General features: G+C 69.3%; 9 protein-coding genes. 8 read left to right on the top strand and 1 reads right to left on the bottom strand.

The genetic code is table 11. The features are described 5' to 3' along the window. Window positions 1–40: 40 nt before the first annotated feature. The 5 genes from dnaE (at window position 41) to QT381_RS14660 (ending at window position 8,690) form a co-directional block, all read left to right on the top strand. A complete protein-coding gene (gene dnaE, locus QT381_RS14680; RefSeq protein ID WP_289249785.1) occupies window positions 41–3,574 on the top strand; it encodes a DNA polymerase III subunit alpha in 3,534 nt (1,177 codons plus the stop codon). Then, complete coding sequence (locus QT381_RS14675; RefSeq protein WP_289249794.1) at window positions 3,562–5,139, top strand: sugar porter family MFS transporter; 1,578 nt, start codon at window positions 3,562–3,564, stop codon at window positions 5,137–5,139. The genes dnaE and QT381_RS14675 overlap by 13 nt, the downstream gene beginning before the upstream one ends. Before the next feature lie 210 nt (window positions 5,140–5,349). Continuing rightward, window positions 5,350–6,291 (top strand): carbohydrate ABC transporter permease, encoded by a 942-nt coding sequence (locus tag QT381_RS14670; RefSeq protein ID WP_289249784.1) that lies wholly within the window; start codon window positions 5,350–5,352, stop codon window positions 6,289–6,291. Further along, window positions 6,288–7,214, top strand: a complete 927-nt coding sequence (locus QT381_RS14665; RefSeq protein ID WP_289249783.1) for a carbohydrate ABC transporter permease — start codon at window positions 6,288–6,290, stop codon at window positions 7,212–7,214. Before QT381_RS14670 ends, QT381_RS14665 begins: the two co-directional genes overlap by 4 nt. A gap of 102 nt (window positions 7,215–7,316) precedes the next feature. Further along, on the top strand, window positions 7,317–8,690 hold the full coding sequence (locus QT381_RS14660; protein ID WP_289249782.1) for an extracellular solute-binding protein: 1,374 nt from the start codon (window positions 7,317–7,319) through the stop codon (window positions 8,688–8,690). A 51-nt stretch (window positions 8,691–8,741) separates the two neighbouring features. On the opposite strand, the gene QT381_RS14655 is transcribed toward QT381_RS14660, so the two are convergent. Then, a complete protein-coding gene (locus QT381_RS14655) occupies window positions 8,742–9,764 on the bottom strand; it encodes a LacI family DNA-binding transcriptional regulator (protein ID WP_289249781.1) in 1,023 nt (340 codons plus the stop codon). 246 nt (window positions 9,765–10,010) lie between these two features. Between QT381_RS14655 and QT381_RS14650 the strand changes: the two genes are divergently transcribed. From QT381_RS14650 to QT381_RS14640, 3 genes are all read left to right on the top strand, one after another. Beyond that, window positions 10,011–11,804, top strand: a complete 1,794-nt coding sequence (locus QT381_RS14650) for a glycoside hydrolase family 35 protein (protein WP_289249780.1) — start codon at window positions 10,011–10,013, stop codon at window positions 11,802–11,804. A gap of 312 nt (window positions 11,805–12,116) precedes the next feature. Then, window positions 12,117–19,175 carry an Ig-like domain-containing protein gene (locus tag QT381_RS14645; RefSeq protein WP_289249779.1) on the top strand — a complete coding sequence of 2,353 codons (7,059 nt, stop codon included), beginning with the start codon at window positions 12,117–12,119 and terminating at the stop codon, window positions 19,173–19,175. A gap of 340 nt (window positions 19,176–19,515) precedes the next feature. Further along, on the top strand, window positions 19,516–23,362 hold a 3,847-nt coding region (locus QT381_RS14640; protein ID WP_289249778.1), incomplete at its 3' end, for a glycoside hydrolase.

The following is a 23,362-nucleotide window of genomic DNA, read 5'->3' as shown; positions in this document are numbered from 1 at the left end:
GACGCCCGAGCGAGACCCGAGAGGCAGGCACAGCGGAACAGTGGCGCCGAGCGACGATTCCTTCGTGCACCTGCACGTGCACAGCGAGTACTCGATGCTCGACGGAGCGGCCCGCATCGGGCCCCTGATCGACGCAGCGGTCGCGGCCGGGATGCCGGCCCTCGCGGTCACCGACCACGGCAACATGTTCGCCGCGTTCGAGTTCTGGCAGAAGGCGACCGCGGCCGGCATCAAGCCGATCATCGGCACCGAGGCGTACCTGACCCCCGGCACCGCGCGCACGGACAAGACCCGGGTGCGCTGGGGGCGTCAGGGCCAGGAGCAGGACGATGTCGGCGGCGGCGGCGCGTACACGCACATGACGCTGCTCGCCGAGTCGACCGAGGGCATGCACAACCTCTTTCTCGCGTCGAGCTTCGCCTCGAAGGAGGGCTACTACTTCAAGCCGCGGATGGACCGCGACCTGCTGCAGCGCTACGCCAAGGGCGTCATCGCGACCACCGGATGCGTCGGCGGCGAGGTGCAGACCAAGCTGCGGCTCGGCCTCGTCGACGAGGCCTACAGGGCGGCCGGCGAGTTCCAGGACATCTTCGGCAGGGAGAACTTCTTCGCCGAGGTCATGGACCACGGCATCGCTATCGAGAAGCGCACCATGCAGGAGCTCATCGCGCTCGCGAAGAAGCTCGGCATGCCGCTCGTCGCGACGAACGACCTGCACTACACGCACGCGCACGACGCGACCGCGCACGCCGCGCTGCTGTGCGTGCAGTCCGGCTCGACCCTCGACGACCCGAACCGGTTCAAGTTCGACGCCGACGAGTTCTACCTGAAGAGCCCGGCCGAGATGCGGCGGCTGTTCCGCGACTACCCGGAGGCGTGCGACAACACGCTGCTCATCGCCGAGCGCGCACACGTCGAGTTCGACACGAGCGCCAACTACATGCCGCGCTTCCCGGTGCCCGAGGGCGAGACCGAGGCGAGCTGGTTCGTCAAGGAGGTGCAGCGCGGCCTCGAGGCGCGCTACCCCGACGGCATCCCGCCCGAGTCGCAGGCGCAGGCCGACTACGAGATCGGCGTCATCACCCAGATGGGCTTCCCGGGGTACTTCCTCGTCGTCGCCGACTTCATCAACTGGTCGAAGGACCACGGCATCCGCGTCGGTCCCGGTCGCGGCTCCGGCGCCGGATCGATGGCGGCGTACGCGATGCGGATCACCGACCTCGACCCGCTGCGGCACGGCCTCATCTTCGAGCGCTTCCTCAACCCCGACCGGGTCTCGATGCCCGACTTCGACGTCGACTTCGACGACCGCCGCCGCGGCGAGACGATCAAGTACGTCACCGAGAAGTACGGCGACGAGCGCGTCGCCCAGATCGTCACCTACGGCACCATCAAGGCCAAGCAGGCGCTCAAGGATGCCTCGCGCGTGCTCGGCTTCCCGTTCGGCATGGGCGAGAAGCTCACCAAGGCGATGCCGCCCGCGATCATGGGCAAGGACATCCCGCTCACGGGCGTGATCGACAAGGACCACGCCCGCTACAAGGAGGCCGTCGACCTCCGCGCGATCATCGAGACGGATGCCGAGGCCAAGAAGGTCTTCGACACCGCCCTCGGCCTCGAGGGCCTCAAGCGCCAGTGGGGCGTGCACGCGGCCGGCGTCATCATGTCGAGCGAGCCCATCGACCGGGTCATCCCGGTGATGAAGCGTGAGCAGGACGGCCAGATCGTCACGCAGTTCGACTACCCGTCGGCCGAGGCGCTCGGCCTCATCAAGATGGATTTCCTCGGGCTGCGCAACCTGACGATCATCTCGGACGCGCTCGACAACATCCGGGCCAACCGGGGCGAGGACCTCGACCTCGAACGGCTCGAGCTCGAGGACCCCGCCGCCTACGACCTGTTGCAGCGCGGCGACACGCTCGGCGTGTTCCAGCTCGATGGCGGGCCGATGCGCTCCCTGCTGCGGCTCATGAAGCCCGACAACTTCGAGGACATCTCCGCCGTCATCGCGCTCTACCGGCCGGGCCCGATGGGCGCGAACTCGCACACGAACTACGCGCTGCGCAAGAACGGACAGCAGCCGATCACGCCGATCCACCCCGAGTTCCGCGAGTCGCTCGCCGACATCCTCGACACCACCTACGGCCTGATCATCTACCAGGAGCAGGTGATGGCGATCGCGCAGAAGGTCGCCGGGTTCAGCCTCGGCCAGGCCGACATCCTGCGCCGCGCGATGGGCAAGAAGAAGAAGAGCGAGCTCGACAAGCAGTACGCGGGCTTCTCGGCGGGCATGCACGACAACGGCTATTCGGATGCCGCGGTGAAGACGCTCTGGGACATCCTGCTGCCGTTCTCCGACTACGCGTTCAACAAGGCGCACTCCGCCGCGTACGGCGTCGTGAGCTACTGGACCGCCTATCTGAAGGCGCACTATCCGGCCGAGTACATGGCCGCGCTGCTCACGAGCGTCGGCGACTCCAAGGACAAGATGGCGCTCTACCTCAACGAGTGCCGACGGATGGGCATCCGGGTGCTGCCGCCCGACGTCAACGAGTCGATCGGCTTCTTCACGGCCGTCGGCAGCGACATCCGGTTCGGCCTCGGCGCGGTGCGCAACGTCGGGTTCGCGGTCGTCGACCAGATCGTCGCGGCGCGCGAGGAGAAGGGGCGCTTCGAGGGCTTCCACGACTTCCTGTCCAAGGTGCCCGTGCAGGTGACGAACAAGCGCACCGTCGAGTCGCTCATCAAGGCGGGCGCGTTCGACTCGTCGGGCGACTCCCGGCGCGCGCTCATCGAGATCCACGAGGAGACGATCGACGGCATCGTCACGCAGAAGCGCAACGAGGCGAACGGGCAGTTCGGCTTCGACTTCGACAGCCTGTGGGAGGCCGAGGAGACGGATGCCGGCTCGCACGCGAAGGTGCCGCAGCGCCCGGAGTGGGCCAAGCGCGACAAGCTCGCCTTCGAGCGCGAGATGCTCGGACTGTACGTCTCCGACCACCCGCTCGCGGGCCTCGAGACGGCGCTCGCGAAGCACTACACGCACGACATCGCCGCCCTGCTCGCGGGGGATGCGGCATCCGACGGCGAGACGGTCACGATCGCCGGCCTCGTGACGAGCGTGCAGCACCGCATCGCCCGCACCTCGGGCAACCAGTACGGCATCGTCACGATCGAGGACTTCGGCGGCGAGATGAGCGTGATGTTCCTCGGCAAGACCTACCAGGAGTTCGCGCCCGCGCTGGCCGCGGACTCGATCGTCGTGGTGCGCGGCCGGGTCGCGACGCGCGACGACGGCATGAACCTGCACGCCGTCTCGCTCATGACCCCCGACGTCGGCGCGAGCATCGGCTCGGGCCCGCTCGTGATCTCGATGCCGGAGCACCGCGCGACGACGGATGTGGTGCAGCGGCTGTCGGACGTGCTCATCCGGCACGTCGGGGCGAACGAGGTGCGCCTCAAGCTCGTCAAGGGGGATGCGGCCCGGGTGTTCGAGATCCCGTTCCCGGTGACCGTGTCGGCCGACCTGTACGGCGAGCTGAAGACCCTGCTCGGGCCGAACTGCCTGGTCTGACGGGTTCGCTGCGCGGTCGTCGCGCGCGTTCGTCCGAGCCGCGCAGAGGCACTAGCGTGGAGGGGCGACGACGCGGTCGCATCGCGAGGACACGGCCGGTTCCGGTCGCAGAGAAGCGAGTCATGAACACGAGCACGACCACGTCCACCGCGCCGTCCACCCGCCCCGCGTCGAACGCCCGCGTCATCGCGCTGGCCGTCGCGGGCGCGATCGGCGGCTTCCTGTTCGGCTTCGACTCCTCGGTCGTGAACGGCGCCGTCGACGCCCTGCAGGACCGGTTCGCGCTGTCGTCGACGCTCACCGGCCTCGCGGTCGCGTGCGCCCTGCTCGGCAGCGCGGTGGGTGCCTACCTCGCCGGGCGTCTCGCCGACTGGAAGGGCCGGGTGCCCGCGATGGTGGTGGGCGCGATCCTGTTCCTCGCGAGCGCCCTCGGCGCGGGGCTGGCGTTCGACGTGGCCGACCTCATCGTCTGGCGCGTGGTCGGCGGCGTCGGCATCGGCATCGCATCCGTCATCGCGCCCGCCTACATCGCCGAGATCAGCCCGAAGCAGCTGCGCGGGCGCCTCGGCTCGCTCCAGCAGCTCGCGATCACGATCGGCATCTTCGCCGCGCTGCTCAGCGACGCGCTGTTCGCGACCGCGGCCGGCTCGGCGTCCGAGACGCTCTGGTTCGGCCTCGAGGCCTGGCGCTGGATGTTCCTCGCCGGCGCCGTGCCCGCGATCGTCTACGGGCTGATCGCGCTGCGGCTGCCGGAGTCGCCGCGGTTCCTCGTGATGCGCGGCCGCGAGACGGAGGCCGCGGCCGAGTTCGCCCGGCTGTGGCCCGGTGAGGACGTCGACCGCGCCCTGCGCGAGATGCGCGAGGCCATCCAGATCGACGAGGAAGGCGCGCGCACGGGAGCACTGCGCGGACCGGCGCTCGGCCTCAAGCCGATCGTCTGGGTCGGCATCGCGCTGAGCGTGTTCCAGCAGTTCGTCGGCATCAACGTGATCTTCTACTACTCGACCACCCTGTGGCGGTCGGTCGGCTTCCAGGAGAGCGACTCGCTCACGATCTCGGTCATCACCTCGATCACGAACATCGTCGTCACCTTCGTCGCGATCGCGCTCGTCGACCGGATCGGCCGCAAGCCGATCCTGCTCGTCGGCTCGGCCGGCATGGCGCTGTCGCTCGCGGTGATGGCCCTCGCGTTCAGCCAGTCGGTCGGACCGGCGGATGCGCCGACCCTGCCCGGTGCGTGGGGTCCGATCGCGCTCGTCGCCGCGAACGTCTTCGTCGTGGCGTTCGGCGCGTCGTGGGGACCGGTGGTCTGGGTGCTGCTCGGCGAGATCTTCCCGGCCCGCATCCGCGCCCGCGCGCTCGGCGTCGCGGCGGCCGCGCAGTGGATCGCGAACTTCGTGATCACGATCTCGTTCCCGCCGCTGGCCTCGGCATCCCTCGTCGTCACCTACGGCCTGTACGCGCTCTTCGCGGCGCTGTCGTTCGCCTTCGTGCTGCGCGTGGTGCCCGAGACCCGCGGGCTCTCCCTCGAAGAGGCGCAGACGCTGTTCGTCGACAGGCGCTGAGGCGCGGTCGCACGGCGATAACGATCGAGTAACACACAGAAACGAATGGGCGCCGTGCGCTTGGCGTTGCGCCACGGGGGTGGGTACTGTGAGCACGTCGGCCGGTCCGCGTGACAGAATGTTTACGTAAACGTCGTCGGCCGACCAGGATGCAAGCGTGCTTCGATGGAGAAGAGAACGGTCTCAGTGACAGCGATAACCCAGGGCTCGGTGACCGTGGATCCGGCGAGCGCGGTCTCGGCCGGCGCGGCACCCCGCCGGCGCCGGCACCGGCACGACTGGCGGGGCTGGACGTTCGTCGGGCCGTTCATGATCGTGTTCCTGCTCGTCTTCATCGCGCCGCTCGTGTACGCGCTCGTCCTCAGCACGTTCACCGACCGGATGATCGGCGGCGTGCAGTTCGTCGGCTTCGCCAACTTCCTCACGCTGTTCCAGGACCCGCAGTTCTGGGCGAGTCTCGGACGGGTGACGCTCGTACTGCTCGTGCAGGTGCCGATCATGCTGCTGCTCTCGATGTTCCTCGCGCTCGCGATCGACTCCGGCCGACTGCACGGCACCAACTTCTTCCGTATCTCGATCTTCATCCCGTACCTCGTCCCGGCCGTCGTCTCGGCGCTCATGTGGGGGTTCATGTACGGCGCCCGATACGGGCTCGTCGGTCAGCTCAACCGCGCCCTCGGCACGGGCATCGACCTGTTCTCGCCGGACTGGATCCTCGGGGCGATCGGCAATGTGATCACCTGGGAGTACGTCGGCTACAACATGCTCATCTTCTATTCGGCACTGACCACCGTGCCCGGCTCGCTCTACGAGGCCGCCGTCATCGACGGGGCGAACGAGTGGCAGGTCATCCGGGCGATCAAGCTCCCGCAGTTGCGCGGCGCGCTCGCGATCGCCACGATCTTCTCGATCATCGGGACGTTCCAGCTCTTCAACGAGCCGAGCGTCATGCAGAAGATGGCCCCGAGCGTCATCAACGGCAGCTTCACCCCGAACCTGTACGCGTTCAACCTGTCGTTCGGGAGCCGGCAGCAGGGCTACGCGGCGGCGCTCGCGATCGTCATGGGCCTGATCACGGTCGCCATCGCGTACGTCGTGCAGCTTCGCGGCATGCGGGCGAACGACGAGGGACGCGGGAGGAGAGCGCGATGACCGTCTCGACCCTCGTGGCCCGCCGCCGGCGCCCGTCGCGCCCGGTGGGCGTGCCGCGGCGCGGCGCGTACCACCCCTCCCGGCCGCGCAAGAGCGTCGTCTTCACCCTGATCACGGGCGTCTTCCTGGTTTACGCGCTGTTCCCGCTGCTCTGGATGGTGATCAACGCCACGAAGGACCTGCCCGACTTCCTCGGCACCTTCGGCTTCGCGTTCGGCGGACGGTTCGCGCTGTGGGACAACATCGTGACGGTGTTCACGTATCAGAACGGCATCTTCGGGCGCTGGCTGCTCAACACCCTGATGTACGTGGCCTTCGGCGCGGGCGGGGCGGTGTTCCTCGCGGTGTTCGCCGGCTACGGCCTCGCCAAGTTCAGCTTCCCGGGCAAGCGCGGGGTGTTCGCCACGGTGATGGGCGCCATCGCCGTGCCGAGCGCGGCCCTCGCCGTGCCGACCTTCCTGATGTTCGCGAAGCTCGGTCTGACCAACACCCCGATCTCGGTCATCGTCCCGTCGCTCGTCGCGCCCTTCGGGCTCTACCTGATGTACGTCTTCGCCGCGGAGGCGATCCCGACCGAGATGCTCGAGGCCGCGCGCGTGGACGGCGCGAGCGAGCTCCGCACCTTCTTCCAGGTCGGCCTGCCGCTGCTCGCACCCGGCATCGTGACCGTCTCGCTGTTCACCATCACGGCGACCTGGAACAACTACTTCCTGCCGTTGATCATGTTGAAGGATTCGACCTGGTATCCGCTGACGATCGGATTGAATCAGTGGAACGCGCAGTCTTCGACCGTGGGAGCCGAGGCGGTTCAGAACCTCGTCATCACCGGGTCGTTGCTCACGATCATCCCTTTGATCGTGACCTTCCTCTTCCTGCAGAAGTACTGGCAGGCGGGGTTGGCGGCAGGGAGTGTAAAAGGTTAATACAGGAGATAACGCGCATCACGACTCGTGAGACGCACGAGGAATTTCTTATCGCAGTAGCACGCATGACAACAATGTTTGCGTGAACATGAAAGGTCCATAATGATCCGTCGCAAAGTCGGAAAGATCGCCGCGGGGGTGACCGCAGGGGCCCTGGCCCTCGCGCTCGGCGCCTGCTCGAACGGAGCGGCCCCGGAGTCGTCCGCCACGGCGCTCGATCCCGATCAGAACTACAACGTCACCGTGTGGGCATGGGAGCCGACCATCCAGCAGGACTCGGATGTGGTGACGTCGTTCGAGAAGGCCAACCCGAACATCAAGGTCACCGTGACCAACGTCGGCGGCAGCGCCGACGAGTACACGGCACTGTCGAACGCCATCCAGGCGGGCAAGGGCGTTCCGGATGTGGCCCAGATCGAGTACTACGCCCTGCCGCAGTACTCGGTGCAGGACGACCTGAGCGACCTCTCGTCGCTCGGCGCCTCGTCGCTCGACGGCCAGTACACCACGGGAACGTGGAGCGCGGTCAACCAGACGAACTCGTCGGGCCAGAAGGGCATCTTCGCCCTGCCGGTCGACTCGGGTCCCGTCGCGCTGTTCTACAACACGGCGACCTTCGAGAAGGCGGGCATCGACGCCCCTCCTGCGACGTGGCAGGACTTCTACGAGGACGCCAAGAAGATCCACGCGCTCGGCGACGACTACTACATCACGAACGACGCGGGCGACGCCGGCTTCATCACGTCACTGCTGTGGCAGCTCGACCCGACGGCCTTCACGGTCAGCGGCACGGATGTCACGGTCGACTTCTCGAGCGACAAGGTGCAGGAGTTCCTCGGCATCTGGCAGAAGCTGATCGACGAGAAGCTCATCGCGACGAGCGTGTCGAGCTGGTCGGACGACTGGAACCGCGGTCTCGGCGACGGCACGCTCGCATCCCTCGTGATCGGCGCGTGGATGCCGGCCAACCTGCTGAGCGGCGCTCCCGGCGCGACGGGCAACTTCAGTGTCGCGCTCGCGCCGACGCTCGACGGCTCGCCCGCCAACGCCGAGAACGGCGGAAGCTCGCTCGCCATCCCGGCGCTCGGGGAGAACAAGGCGGCCGCCTACAAGTTCCTCGAGTACGTCTCGGCCGGCGACGGGGCGACCCAGCGGGTGCAGGCCGGCAACTTCCCGTCGCTGCAGTCGACCCTGAAGGACGCCTCGTTCCTGTCGTCGACCGGCGACTACGACGCTCCCGACCTGCTCGCCTACTTCGGCGGCCAGGAGTACAACAGCGTGCTGGCGCAGGCCGCCGCGAACGTGAACCCGGGCTGGAGCTACCTGCCGTTCCAGGTCGCCGCCAACACCGACTTCTCGACCTACGTCGGCCCCGCCTACACGGGCGGCACGACGCTGGCCGACGGTCTCGACGCCTGGGCGGACGCGATCGTGAAGTACGGCAACAGCCAGGGCTACACGGTCACCAAGAAGTGATCGCGCGCTGAATCGGATGGCCCGGTGAGCCTCGGCTCGCCGGGCCATCCCTCACGCCCGGATCGGTGGCGCCGTCGACTGCCGCACCACGAGCTCGGTCGGCACGAGGTGGTGGGTGTTGGGCGTCGAGCCGTCCTCGATGCCCTCGGCGACGAGCTCGACGCAGATCCGGCCCAGCGTGTCGAAGTCCTGCGAGACGGTGGTCAGCGGTGGCCAGAAGCACGACGACTCGGGGGTGTTGTCGAAGCCGACGACGCTCAGGTCGTGCGGCACGCCGACGCCGAGCTCGTGCATCGCGCGCATCACGCCGAGCGCCATGGCGTCGTTGGCGGCGAACACCGCGGTCACCTCGCCCAGCTGCCGGGCGATCTCGGCTCCCGCCGCGTAACCGGATTCGGCGCTCCAGTCGCCGCGCAGGCTCGGGCGCACGGGGAGTCCGTGGCGGGCCATCGTGTCGGCCCACGCCGCCGTGCGCCGTTCGGCGGAGAACGATCCCTCGGGCCCGGCCAGGTGCAGGATGTCCCGGTGCCCGAGCGTGATGAGGTGCTCGGTCGCGAGAGCCGCGCCCTCGGCCTGGTCGGTGTCGAGCGTGGGGAAGCGTCGCGCCTCCTGCGAGTCGACCACCACGACCGGCAGGCCGGGCGGGAACTCGGCGTGCTCCTGGTCGATGAGCCGCGCCTCGAAGAGCACGATGACGGCATCCACGGCCTCGTCGGCGAGCCGGTTGTAGGCGCCCGAGATGCTGCCCATGGTGCGGTCGGGAACGTTGATGAGGGTGAGCGAGTAGCCGCGGTCGGCGAGCCGGGCGCTGATGGCCTCGACCGTGCGGATGTTGCCGTAGCTCGCGAGGGTGAAGGTGATGACGCCGACCGAGCCGTAGCTGCCGCGCTTCAGCGCGCGTGCCGCGCCGTTCGGCCGGTAGCCGATCTCGCGCATGGCCTGGATGACCCGGAGCCGCGTCGCCTCCTTCACATTGGTGGCGCCGTTGGCGACGCGGGAGACCGTCTGGGAGGAGACCCCGGCGAGTGCGGCGACATCCGCCATCGCCGCGGGCTTCGACGGGCGTGCCTCCATGCCGTGACCTTTCGCTCGGCGCCGTGAGCGGGGAGCTCGCCGGCGGGCACTCCATTCTGCGGCACTTTGCGGAGGAATTACGCAAGTGTTAGGGTAAACATAGTGAAACCGGAAGGCTGAACGGCCCGCCGCGATGCCCCCTCTTCGACGACGTCGCGGGGAGCGCACGATAACCGCCCACGGGGCTCGCAGGCCGAGGCGGACGGAGGAGTCGTCGCCGATTCCGTCGAATCCCGCGGTCAGCCCATGAGATCGGAAGCCCAGACCACATTGGCAGCTACACACTCCTTCGCGATCGGCGACGAGGACTTTCTGCTCGACGGCTCGCCGTTCCGCATTATCTCGGGCGCGATCCACTATTTCCGCGTGCACCCCGATCAGTGGGCCGACCGCATCCACAAGGCCCGGCTGATGGGCCTGAACACCGTCGAGACCTACGTCGCGTGGAACTTCCACTCGTCGCGGCCGGGGGAGTTCCGCACCGACGGCGCGCGAGACCTGGGCCGCTTCCTCGACCTCGTCGCGGCCGAGGGCCTGCACGCCATCGTGCGACCGGGCCCGTACATCTGCGCCGAGTGGACCAACGGCGGACTTCCCACCTGGCTCACGGCCGATCGGGACGTCCGCCTGCGCAGCAGCGATGCGCGTTTCGTCTCGGCGGTCGGCGACTACCTCGACGAGCTGGCGCCGATCCTCGCGCCCCGCCAGATCGATGCCGGTGGCCCGATCATCCTCATGCAGATCGAGAACGAGTACGGCGCGTACGGCGACGACAAGGCCTACCTCGCCCGGCTCGTCGAGCTGTACCGCGCGGCCGGGCTCACCGTGCCCCTGACGACGGTCGATCAGCCCTTCGAACGGATGCTCCAGAACGGTCGGCTGGAGGGCGTGCACGCGACGGCGTCGTTCGGATCGCGCTCGCGGGAGCGTCTCGCCACGCTGCGCGGGTTCCAGCCCGCCGGCCCGCTCATGTGCTCGGAGTTCTGGGACGGCTGGTTCGACTCGTGGGGCACCGCCCACCATGTGACGTCGGCGGCGGCCGCGGCGCGCGAGCTCGACGAGCTGCTCGCGGCGGGCGCATCCGTGAACATCTACATGTTCGTGGGCGGCACGAACTTCGGTCTCTCGAACGGCGCGAACCACAAGGGGCTGTATCAGCCGATCGTGACGAGCTACGACTACGACGCCGCCCTCGCCGAGGACGGCTCGCCCGCGGAGAAGTTCTGGGCGTTCCGCGAGGTGATCGCACGCTACGCGCCGGTTCCCGACGAGGTGCCGGCCGCGCGGGCGCCCGCCCCGGCGTTCTCGGGCGTGCTCGATCGCCGGGCCGACTGGCGCGCGGCGACCCTGGATTCCGCCGAGCCGCGCGAGAGGGGCACCGCCCCGACCTTCGACGACCTGCTCCACGACGGCTTCCTGCTCTACCGCCACGCGGTGTCGACGGCGGATCGGGCGGTGCTGCTGGCTCCCGAGGTGCGCGACCGCGGACAGGTGTTCCTCGACGGGGACCCGGTCGGCGTGATCCAGCGCGATCAGCGCGACGCGGTGCTTGCCCTGCCGGCCGTGGCCGACGGTGCTCTCGAGATCCTCGTCGAGGAGATGGGGCGCGTGAACTACGCCGACCGCATCGGCGAGTGGAAGGGGCTCGGGCCGGTGTCGCTCGACGGTCGCGCACTCGACGACTGGTCGGTGCACCGTGTCGATCTCGATCCGGACCGGATCGAGCGGGCGCTCTCGGACGGCGGCGGAGTCCGCGCGGCGCACGCCGTCGCGGGACCGGTCGTCCTGGGCGGCGGCTTCGTGCTCGACGAGCCGGCCGACCTCTTCCTGGCGACGGACGGCTGGGGCAAGGGGATCGCCTGGGTCAACGGGTTCGCCCTCGGCCGGTACTGGTCGCGGGGGCCGCAGGCGACCCTCTACGTGCCGGCGGGCGCGCTGCGCGCGGGGGAGAACCGGCTCGCGCTCTTCGAGCTCACCGGGGTGGCCGCCGCCACCTTCCGCTTCGTCGCGCAGCCCGCACTCGGGCCGACCGAGCTGTAGCGGCGCGCGGCGCACCGCGCGGGTCGCGGCCCTCGAAAGGGGCGCGAAACCCTTTTCGATTTTGATTGACACCGACGTTTCGGCGATGGGATACTCCGTGCGAGGGGTGGGCGCGAAAACATTTTCGGCGCCATGCGCGGGCTCGGTCAGAGACCCGTCCGGATCCCCTCACGCAATGACGCGAAGGGTGTACCGCACAGCCATGACGACGGTGTCGCGACGGTCCCGGCTGCTCCCTGCGTTCCCCACGGCGATCGGTGGCGGCGAGCTCGTCCGCCCCGCGTCGAGCAGCACCTCAGGAAGGACCCTGCAATGAGGCAGAATCGATTCCTCCGCCTACTGGCGGCGGTCACCGTGGGAGCCCTGGCGGTCGGCGGTCTCACGACGCTCGCGGTCACCCCCGCGTACGCGAGCGACACGATCACGCTCGGCACGTCCGACTCGGGCGTCTCGTACCAGCTGATCCCGGATGCGGACACCTACTCGCTCGCCGTCGTGCGCGACGGCGCCGTGCAGTGGGCCACCACGGCCGGGGCGGTGGGCGTGCGCTACCAGAGCACGAGCGCTCCGTCGTACTCGGCGTACCTGGACGTGGCCAAGGTCTCCGGCGCGTGGACCGCGTCGGCCGACGTCGTCGTGGGCAACAACACGGTCGTGCACGTCACGGACACCTTCCACTTCGCGCACGACACACTCGACATCGCGCGGCACTTCGAGGTGACCTCGCTCGGCGCGGGGGACTCGGGCAAGGGCATCTACGTGACGTTCCCGATCCGTACCGGCGCGAGCGCGAACCCGTCGTCATTCAAGTGGTTCTCACCGGGAACCTGGTACGGCAACGACGCTCTCACGTTCGCGGCGCGCAACAAGATGGCGTTCGACGGCACCGAGACCTCGTTGCCGACGGACGGCATGCCGGCGCCGCTCATCACGGCATACGACCCGGCGACCGGCTACGGCCTGACGCTGCTCGACCGCACCCCGGGGGACGGCGAGACGATCGCGGCCGACAAGGACCCCCAGACGAACAAGACCCTCGTGGACTCACGCTTCAACGTCGCCGGGCTCGGCCTTCGCCAGGTCACGGCCGACGGCGGCTTCCCCGAGCTGTTCCAGAGCTACCCGGGCTACAACCGCAACTACCGCAACATCTACAGCGGCAAGCCCTCGATCATGCGCTACCTCCCGCTGTCCGACACGCTCTCGCGCGACACCGGCATGGCCCTGCGCTACGACTCCTACGCCGACTTCAGCTCCGCCGTGGACGGCGTGTGGCGTGCGGCCTATGCGGACACCGCGGAGGTCGTCGATCGGGTGGACACGAAGATCCACTTCGACACTCTCGTCGACTACGTCGACAACTCGTACGGCACGTCGGGCGGCAAGCGCGTCTACAGCACCAACTACGCGCTGCTGCAGACCTCCAGCGGATTCCTCTGGCGTCAGGCCGACATGGCCTGGGTCGAGCTCGCCCAGGGCTGGGCGCGCGGCAACGAGGGCATGAAGACCCGCGCCCGGAACGTCATCAACGACCAGGTGAACATCGGCGGCATCGAGGCCAGCACCAACCCGCGCACGCGCGGCGAGGCGTACACCGCGCTCATGGAGGCCTACCGCGAGGACCTGAGCCACGGGGTCGACAACGTCGCCTGGCTGAACAAGGCGAAGGCGTACGCCGACGCGCTGTCGTCCACCGCATCCGGTCCCGACCACAGCCTGGGCGCGGGTGCCCTGACGATCTGGGCGGTGCCGGCGCTGCTGCTGCTCGCGGACACGACCGGCGACGCCGGCTACGCCGCCAAGGCGCGCGCGGCGGGCGACGCCGCCTGGGCCGTGCAGAGCCAGGACATGAACTACAGCAACTCGCTCGAGGACTACAACGGCCAGCCGGCCGAGCGCGACCGCGAGGCGGGCTACACCTCGCTCGAGGCGTACATGTACCTCTACCGTTCGGCGACCGACCCGGTGGAGAAGGCCAAGTGGCTCGACCACGCCAAGTACACGGCCGACTACGCCGAGACCTGGAACTTCATCCACTCGGTGCTCGCGTCGCCCGTCGACGGCACCGACGACCTGATCATGTACGACAACGAGCACGTGCCGAGCTACGGCCTGAGCGGCATCCACGCCGGCGCGGCCGGCGGCGACATCGCGCAGGCGCTCTACTCGTCCGACTTCTACGAGCTCGGCCAGGCGACGGGCGATCAGCACTACATCGACTTCGCGCGGTACATCGAGAAGAACTCGATGCTCTACACCAACATGGGCGACAAGGCCGGACAGATGTCGGACGTCGGGAAGGGCTCGGGCCTCGGCTTCACGAACGAGTACCTCGGCACCTCGGCCAACGACTACTGGAACAACGACCAGCGCGGCGACGGCAACGCGAGCAACATCGGCTGGGCCACCTTCGTGCTGCTCGGCATGACCCAGAAGACCCTCGACGCCACGGGCGACTACACCGTGGCCGCGCCGACGGTCTCGGACATCAACGGCCTGAACAACTACTACCGCATCGTCAACAAGGCGACCGGTGAGGCGCTCGACGTCGCGGGCCAGTCGCGGGCCAACGACGCGGCTCTCACCACGACGCCCGTGAACACCTCGCCCGTGCGCACGCAGCAGTGGCTGCTGCAGCCGATGACCGGCGGCGGCTTCAAGATCGTCGATCGCGCGACCGCGAAGGTGGTCAACGTCGCCGGCAAGGCCACCAACAACGGGGCGAACGTCGTGCAGTCGGTCTACTACAAGCGCCTCGCGTCGACCTTCGCGTTCGCCCAGGACGACGACGGCTACTTCACGATCACGAACACCAACTCGAACAAGGCGCTCGAGATCAACACGGGCTCGGGCACGACCGTCGGCGTGCAGCAGAACACGGCCAACGGCAGCGACTACCAGAAGTGGTCGCTCGTTCCGGTCGGCGACCTGCAGATCCTCGACCGGGCGACCTCGATCGCGCTCGCCTCGGGAACCCATTCGGCGACGACCGGCACGGTCGTGCGCACCGCGTTCGACGACGACGCCACGAAGGACCAGCGCTGGGTCGCCCGGCCGAGCCTCGACGGCTACGTCGGCCTCGTGTCGCACAGCGGCGGACTCGTGCTGACGCAGTCGGGCGACGGTGTCGCGCTCACGCCCGCGAGCAAGAAGTACACGACGGAGTTCGCGTCGAACCAGCAGTGGAAGCTCGTTCTGAGCCCGGACGGCTACTTCTCCCTCGTCTCGCGGAACGGAAAGGCGCTCGCGCGCTCGGGCTCGGGCTCCGTCTCGCTCGCGACGGCCGACGGCTCGGACGGCCAGCTGTTCCGCGTGCTGACCGCGGGACCGGCCACCGTCGCGAAGCCCGCGACGGTCGTCGCGGCCACGCCCGTGACCAGGTCCATCTCGGTCGGCCAGGAGCTGGCGCTCCCCGCGACCGTCTCGGTGACGCTGAGCGACGAGTCGACGGACACGCGCGCGGTGACGTGGGCGACGCCGAGCAGCGCGCAGCTCTCGACGCCCGGGACCTTCGATCTCGCCGGCACGATCGAGGGCACGACCGTTCCCGCGAAGGTGCGGGTGGCCGTGACCCCCGCGGATCCGGTGGTGTCGATCGACCCGGTCGACACGACGACCGTCGTCGGCGTCGCGCCGACGCTGCCCACGACGGTGTCGGCGACCGCCGAGTCGGGTCCGGTGACGCTGCCCGTCACGTGGGCCGCCATCGATCCGGAGAGCTACAGCGCGGAGGGCACCTTCACGGTCTCCGGCACGGTCCCGGGCACGGAGATCGCCGCCACCGCGACGGTGCATGTCACCGCGGTCACGATCACGGCCGTGGCGAACGCCCGGGTGATCACCCAGCGCCAGGTCGCACCGGCGCTCCCCCCGACGGTCGTCGCCACGCGCTCGGACGGCACGACGGCCGCCATGGCCGTGACCTGGAACGCGGTGAGCGCTGCGCAGTACCAGAACGCCGGCTACTTCCAGGTGCAGGGCGCGGTCGACGGCTGGGACAGCCCGGTCGTGGCCTACGTGACGGTGGCCTACGTCTATGACGACTTCGCGACGGATGCGACCTCGCGCTGGACCTCGGGCGGCAACAAGACCTGGGCGTACAGCAACAACTCGTGGACGATCCCGCAGAACGCCGGCGGCACGTCGTCGTACAGCTACGTCAAGGACCCGCTCAACCCGGCGAACCCGCTGAGCCTCAGCAACTTCGTCGTGGAGGCCGACGTCTCCGTGGCGGCCAGCACCGGCAACGCCGGACTCTGGTTCCGATCGGGCAGCGCGGCCAACGACCAGAACGCGTACTACCTCGGCATCGAGGGCAACACGACGTACTACGCCGCGGGCATCCAGAAGGCGAACGCCTGGACCGCGTGGAGCTACGCCAACGCGGACACGCCCGCGAACGGCACCTTCTACAAGCTGCGCGCGATCGCGGACGGCACCACCATCAGCTACTACGCGAAGGACATGGTCACGCCGAAGTGGACCCAGACCGACTCGAGCTTCGCGAGCGGTTACATCGGTGCCCGAACCTACGTCTCGGCGGCGGCGTTCAAGAACTTCGTCATCAAGGCAGTCCCCGCGACGATCGCCGTCACCGGCACGAACACGGTCCAGACGACGGCCGGGGTCGCCCCGGCGCTGCCCGCCCTGATCCCGGGCCAGGACGAGTCCGGCGAGCTCCGCAAGGTGCCGGTGACCTGGAACGCCGTCGACCCGTCGGCATACGCGAGCCCGGGAACCTTCACCGTGCACGGCACGGCGGGCTCCGTGCCCGCGTCGGTGACGGTGACCGTGCTGCCCGCGCTGCAGGTGACGAGATTCGCCACGTCGCTCGTGCTGACCAAGGTCGCCACGCAGCCGAGCCTTCCGGGGACGGTCTCCGCGACGCTGAGCGACGGCACGACCGTGTCGAAGCCGGTGGTGTGGGACACGATCACCCCGGCGCAGCTCGCGTCGAGCGGCTACTTCTCGGTGAGCGGCACGGTCACCGGAACGTCGCTGCATCCGTCGATCGCGGTCGGCGTGGCCGAGTACAGCGACTCGTTCGCGAGCACCGGCACGACGGGATGGGACGGCTACCCGTCGTCGGGCTGGTCGATCTCGAGCGGGCGCCTCGTCTCGGCCACCGCGAACAACGGCGCCGGGGAGAAGGCGGTCTCGCGCTACGTGCCGAGCTCAGGCGACGTGGTCTACCAGGCGACGGTGCGCACCACCTCCGGCTCGACGCAGCAGGCGGGTCTGATCCTGCGGGTCAGTTCACCGGCCAACGGAGCCGACAACTACACCGGCTACTACGTGGGCGTGAACACGACCGCGAAGACCGCGGTGCTCGGGCGTGCCAACGGCTCGTGGACCCAGCTGGTGCAGTCGGGAACGATCTCCTCGCTCGCCACGGGCACGGATGCCGCGATCCGGGTGATCGCCCGCGGTCAGCGCTTCCTGGTGTACGTGAATGACATGTCGACGCCCGTCATCGACTACACCGACACGTCGTCGACGGCGCCGGTGAGCGGGCAGTTCGGGTCGCGCGGCTACAACACCTCGTACCAGTACGGCAACGTGCTGCTGCTGGCCGCGCCGCCGGTCGACACGATCACGCCGATCACGGGGTCGGTGCCCGAGGGCGTCGCGCCCTCGCTGCCCGCGACCGTGGCGGTCAACTACCTCGGCGGCAGCACGGCGACGCGCCCGGTGACGTGGGACGTCGACGGAGCCGACCTGACGGCCGACCCGATCGTCATCACGGGAACGGTGGCGGGCACCACGGTGCCGGCGACGGCCACCTTCACGGTGATCCCGGCCGTGCTGTCGAGCACCGTCACGACCACGGTGACCACGGACGCCCGCACGGCGCCGGAGCTGCCCGAGAAGGTGACCGGCCGATACTCGAACGGCACGACGCAGCTCGTCGACGCCGTCTGGGACGCGGTCGACCCGGGTGACTACGCCACCGGCGGCAGCTTCATCGCCACTGGGCACGTGGACGGCGACGCGAGCGTCGCGACCCACGCCATCGTGTCGGTCACTCCGATCATCGACGCGTTCGACGCCGTGCCGATCGCGGTGCAGGTGGGCACGGCCCCCGTGCTGCCCGAGACGGTCGTCGCGCGCTACACCGACGACAGCTGGGCCGTGCTCCCCGTGACGTGGGACGCGGTCGATCCGGCGAGCTACGCGTCGACGGGCACCTTCGAGGTGCAGGGTCGCGTGGAGGGCACGTCGGTGCGGGCGATCGCGACGGTGACGGTGTCGGCGCTGCCCGTCGTGGCCGTGTCGGGATCGGTCTCGATCACCGGAACCCCGGTCGTCGGCAGCACGCTCGGCATCTCGGACGCGACCTGGACCCCGAGCTCGGCCGTGCGCAGCTACCAGTGGAACGCCAACGGGACGGCGATCCCCGGCGCCACCGCGGCGACCTACCTGGTCGACGACTCGGTCGCCGGCGAGTCGCTCACCGTCACGGTCACGGGCTCCGCGCCGGGCTACACGCCCAACTCGATCACCTCCGCGCCGTCCGCCGCGGTGCTGCGCACGATGTCCGGCACACCGGTGCCGACGGTGTCCGGCACCCTGGTCGTCGGCGCCACGGTGGCGGCCGATCCGGGGGAGTGGCTGCCGTCGGGTGTGACGCTCGGCTATCAGTGGCTGGCGGACGGTGCCGAGATCCCGGGCGCGACCGCGTCGAGCCTCGTGCTCCCCGCCACGGTCGCCGGCGCGCACCTCTCGGTGACGGTGACCGGGACGAAGGACGGCTACGTGCCCGTCTCGAGGACCTCGGCCCAGACGGATGCGGTGCAGAGCCCGACGGTCGACGTCGTGCTGAAGAAGCTCCAGTCGACGCCGAAGCCGAAGATCACGGGCGCGGCCCAGGTGGGGCGCAAGCTCACGGCGAAGGCCGGAGCGTGGGCTCCGTCGGGCGTGACGCTGACCTACCAGTGGCGGGTGAACGGGGCCGCGATCGCGAAGGCGACCGCTCCGACGCTCGTCATCCCGGCATCCGCGGCGGGCAAGCGCATCACCGTGACGGTGACCGGGACGAAGAGCGGCTATCTGCCGGTGTCGGTGACGTCGGCGAAGACCGGCCCGGTGCTGAAGAAGCTGCACTCGACGCCGAAGCCGAAGGTCACGGGCCAGGCCAGGGTGGGTCACAAGCTCGCCGCGAAGCCCGGGAAGTGGACTCCGGCGCGCGTGAAGCTGACGTACCGGTGGAAGGCGAACGGGGTGGCGATCGCGAGGGCGACCCGCTCGACGCTCGTGATCCCGGCATCCCTCGCGGGCAAGCGCATCACCGTGACGGTCACCGGATCGAAGGCGGGCTACGCCGCCGTCAGCGTCACGAGCACGACGAAGGTCGTCAAGAAGGGGCGCTAGGCGACGAACGACGGGCTTCGGGGGGCGCCGCGCGGTGACGCGACGGGCGCTCCCCGACCCGCCCGAGCCCTGCCTCGCCCCGGCCCGGGCGAGCCGCGCGCGACCATCGCCGACGGCGGATCGAAATCAGTCGAAATGCTTTTCTCGTTCTCATTGACACCGCCGGCCGGCACGTGGAATACTCCGAGCGAGACCAGAATGGTTACGTAATCATTTTGATCCCGGCCGCGGCCTCCGCCCCCGGGATCGACCATCTGCCTCACGCAACGATGCGAAAGGTGCACAGCACAACATGACAACGGTGTCGCGAATCGCTCGACGGTTTCTCGCAATTGCCACGGTGACATCCCTCGTCGGCGTCGCCCTCGCCGGGCTCTCGTCGTCCGTGCCGGCGCAGGCGGCCGGGTCGACGGCACCCGACCTCACGATCACGCCGGATCCGTCGTACCAGCAGCCCGCATTCGACGGCTGGGGCACGAGCCTCGCCTGGTTCGCGAACGTCACGGGCGGGTACTCCGACGAGGTCAAGAACAAGCTCGCCGACATGGTCTTCGGGCCCGACGGCCTCAACCTGAACATCGCGCGCTACAACATCGGCGGAGGCAACGCGACCGACGTCGCCGACTACCTGCGGCCCGGCGGCGCCGTGCCCGGCTGGTGGGCTCCGACGATCAAGGACGACCTGAACAACGACGTCCCGGCGACGTTCGCCAACAAGTCGAGCTACGCCGCGGCCTGGGACGGCAGCGACGACGACTTCAACTGGAACGCCGATCCGAACCAGCGCTGGTGGATCCAGGCGGCGAAGGCGCGCCAGGGCTCGAACATGCACTGGGAGGCGTTCAGCAACTCGCCGCCGTGGTTCATGACGACGAGCGGATACGTCTCGGGCGCCACCACCTCGACGACCGATCAGATGGTCTCGGGTCAGCGGGGCAACTTCACCACCTATCTCGCCAAGGTCGCGAAGAAGCTCGAGCAGACCGAGGGCATCACCTTCGACTCCGTCGAGCCGGTCAACGAGCCGTGGGCCGGATTCTGGACGACGACCCTGACCGGCGGCGTGCCGAAGGGACGCCAGGAGGGTGCCAACATCCCCGCGACCACGCAGGCGGACCTCTTCACGCGACTGCAGACGAAGCTCAGCGACAACGGACTCAGCGCCATCGTCGCGGGCAACGACGAGACGGTGCCGTCGAACCTCGTGACGGCGTGGAACAGCTGGACGCCCACCACCCGCGCAGCGCTCGGCCGCCTGAACACGCACACCTACGGCTCGGGCGGCTCGGTCGCGGTGCGCGACATCGCGAAGAGCGCGAACAAGCCGCTGTGGATGAGCGAGGTCGAGGGCTCGGGCCTCGACGGACAGAACTTCACCTCGATGGCCACCGGCACCTGGCTCGGCAACAAGATCATCGACGACGTCCGCAGCCTCGAGCCGAGCGCCTGGGTGTTCTGGCAGCCCGTCGAGGACTACACGAACATGTCGCCGGCCGGGGAGAACCTGAACTGGGGCGAGATCCAGCTCAAGTTCGACTGCGCGCCGACCGACACGCTCGCCCAGTGCCCGATCTACACGAACACGAAGTACTGGACCGCGCAGAACTTCACCCACTACATCGTGCAGGGCGACCACTTCATCCCGGTCGACAACGCGAACACGACCGCGGCCGTGAAGGCCGGCGGCGACGGGGTCAGCATCGTGCACGTCAACACCGGTGGCGCGCACACCGTGCGGGTCGACCTCGCGAAGTTCGGCACCATCGCGTCGAACGCGACCCTGACCCCGGTGAGCACCTCGGCATCCGGATACCTCGTGCCGGGCGCGCCGATCCCGGTGTCGTCGGCCACGAAGTACGTCGACGTGCCGGTCGAGGGCCAGTCGGTGACGACGTTCGTGGTGAACCACGTGAGCGGCGTCGCGGACGGCGCGCGCATCCTGAACGCCGGGCACAGCTATCAGCTGAAGGGCACCGGCAGCGGGCTCGCCCTGTCGACCGCCGGCAGCGCGAGCACCCTGCAGAGCCTCAACCTGCTCGACGGCAAGCAGCAGTGGAAGGCGGAGGTCGTCGATCCCGCCGACTACTCGACGAGCGCCGCGTACCGGCTGAAGAACGTGACGAGCGGGCAGTACCTGGCCGCCGGCACCGGGAACACCCTGACGACGCTCGGCGACGCATCGAACGCGAACACGCGCTGGATGGTCTCGACGCGGGGCGACGGCGCATTCACGCTCATCAACGTCGGGCAGCGCACGCTCGTCGACGTGTCGGGCAGCGCGACCGCGGTCGGCTCGCCCGTCGCGGCGTACATCCCGACGGGCGGCAGCAATCAGTCGTGGAGCGCGATCGACACGACGGTCGCGTCGTACGACGTGCCGACGCTGTACACGATCGTCGGAACGGTGCCGACCCTGCCGTCCACCATCACCGTGCACTACGCGGGCGGCACGAGCACGGCGCGCCCGGTGACCTGGACCGCGCCCGACCCGAGTCTGTGGGCGAGCGCCGGCACGGGCTCGATCTCGGGCACGGTCCCCGACCTCGACGGCACGACGCACGCGATCACGCTCCCGGTCGTCGTCTCGACGGTGGTGTCGACCATCCCCGGCGTGCTGAAGACGTACGTCGGCGCGACCCCGATCCTGCCGTCGACCACGCAGGCCGAGCTCGCCTCGGGCGACGTCGCCGACATCCCGGTCACCTGGGACGACGCGCCGACGCCGAGCCAGCTCGCGAGCGTCGGCACGTTCGACCTGCACGGGCACGTCGAGGGCGGCGTGGCCGCGACCCTGCACGTGCAGGTGACGAACCCGAGCGACCGCAACGTGTCCCTCGATCCCGGAGTCGCGGTGGCGGCCTCGTACACCGAGAGCGGGTACCCCGCGTCGCGCACCATCAACGGCGACCTGACCGAGAAGGGCTGGTCCGACTGGACCAGTCCGACGCGCTCGGGCGACTGGCTGCGGCAGAAGCTGGCGACGACGACCGACGTGTCGAGGGTGCGGATCTACTTCTGGAAGGACGGCTCGGCGCTGTCGTACGCCTCGTCGCTGCAGGTGCAGTACGTCGACGACGCGGGTGACTGGGTCGACGCGAGCGAGCCGGTGCTCGTCGACTCGATCGCGAGTCCGACACCGACGGGCATCGTGGTCGAGGTTCCGGTGAGCGTGCGCGCCCAGACCATCCGGGTGACCATGAACGCCCGCACGTCGACGCACATCATCGTCTCCGAGATGCAGGTCTACGGAAAGACCGCGGGGGTCAGCACCGACGCATCCGCCCGGGCGATCACGCTCGACGCGGCCCCGCTCGAGTCGTTCGACCCGGCGACGACCGAGTACTCCGAGATCCTGCCGCTGGCATCGACGCTGCCGACCGTGGCGGCGACGGCCAGCGACCCGCTCGCGAGCGTCTCGGTGACGCAGGCGACGAGCGAGGATGCCGAGGCCACCGTCACGGTGACCGCCGAGAGCGGCGCGACCCGCGCGTACACGATCGCGTTCAGCCGCGGTCCCGCCGCCGTCGATCCGGTCGCGGTGCACGGCGCGGCCGTCGTGGGCGGCACGCTGACCTCGAGTCCCGCGAACTGGGACCTTCCGGACGTCGACGTCGCGTATCAGTGGCTCCGCGACGGGTCGCCCATCGCTGGCGCGACCTCACCGTCGCTGGAGGTCACCGCCGCCGACCTCGGCACGGCGCTCTCCGTGCGCGCCACGGCGAGCAGGGCCGGGTATGCGGACGGCACGAGCACGTCGACCCCGGTGACGGTGTCGGCGGGTTCGTTCGCGGTGGCGGTGGTGCCGGTGGTGTCGGGTGCTGCGGTGGTGGGCGGGACGCTGTCGGTGTCGGATGGGGAGTATTCGGTCGCGGGTGTGTCGGTGTCTCGGCAGTGGCTCGCGGGTGGGGTGCCGGTCGCGGGTGCGACGGGTGCGTCGTTTGCGGTGACGCCGGATCTGGTTGGTGTGCCGGTGTCGGTGCGGGTGACGGCGTCGCGTGCGGGGTATGCGGATGTGGTGTCGGTGACGGATCCGGTGACGGTGTCGGCGGGTTCGTTCGCGGTGTCGGTGGTGCCGGTGGTGTCGGGTGCTGCGGTGGTGGGCGGGACGGTCTCGGTGACGGATGGGGAGTATTCGGTCGCGGGGGTGTCGGTGTCTCGGCAGTGGCTTGCGGGTGGGGTTCCGGTCG

It is taken from the genome of Galbitalea sp. SE-J8 (genome assembly GCF_030345695.1).
GTDB lineage: Bacteria > Actinomycetota > Actinomycetes > Actinomycetales > Microbacteriaceae > JAUASV01.
This window is presented reverse-complemented; position numbering and strand designations above follow the sequence as displayed.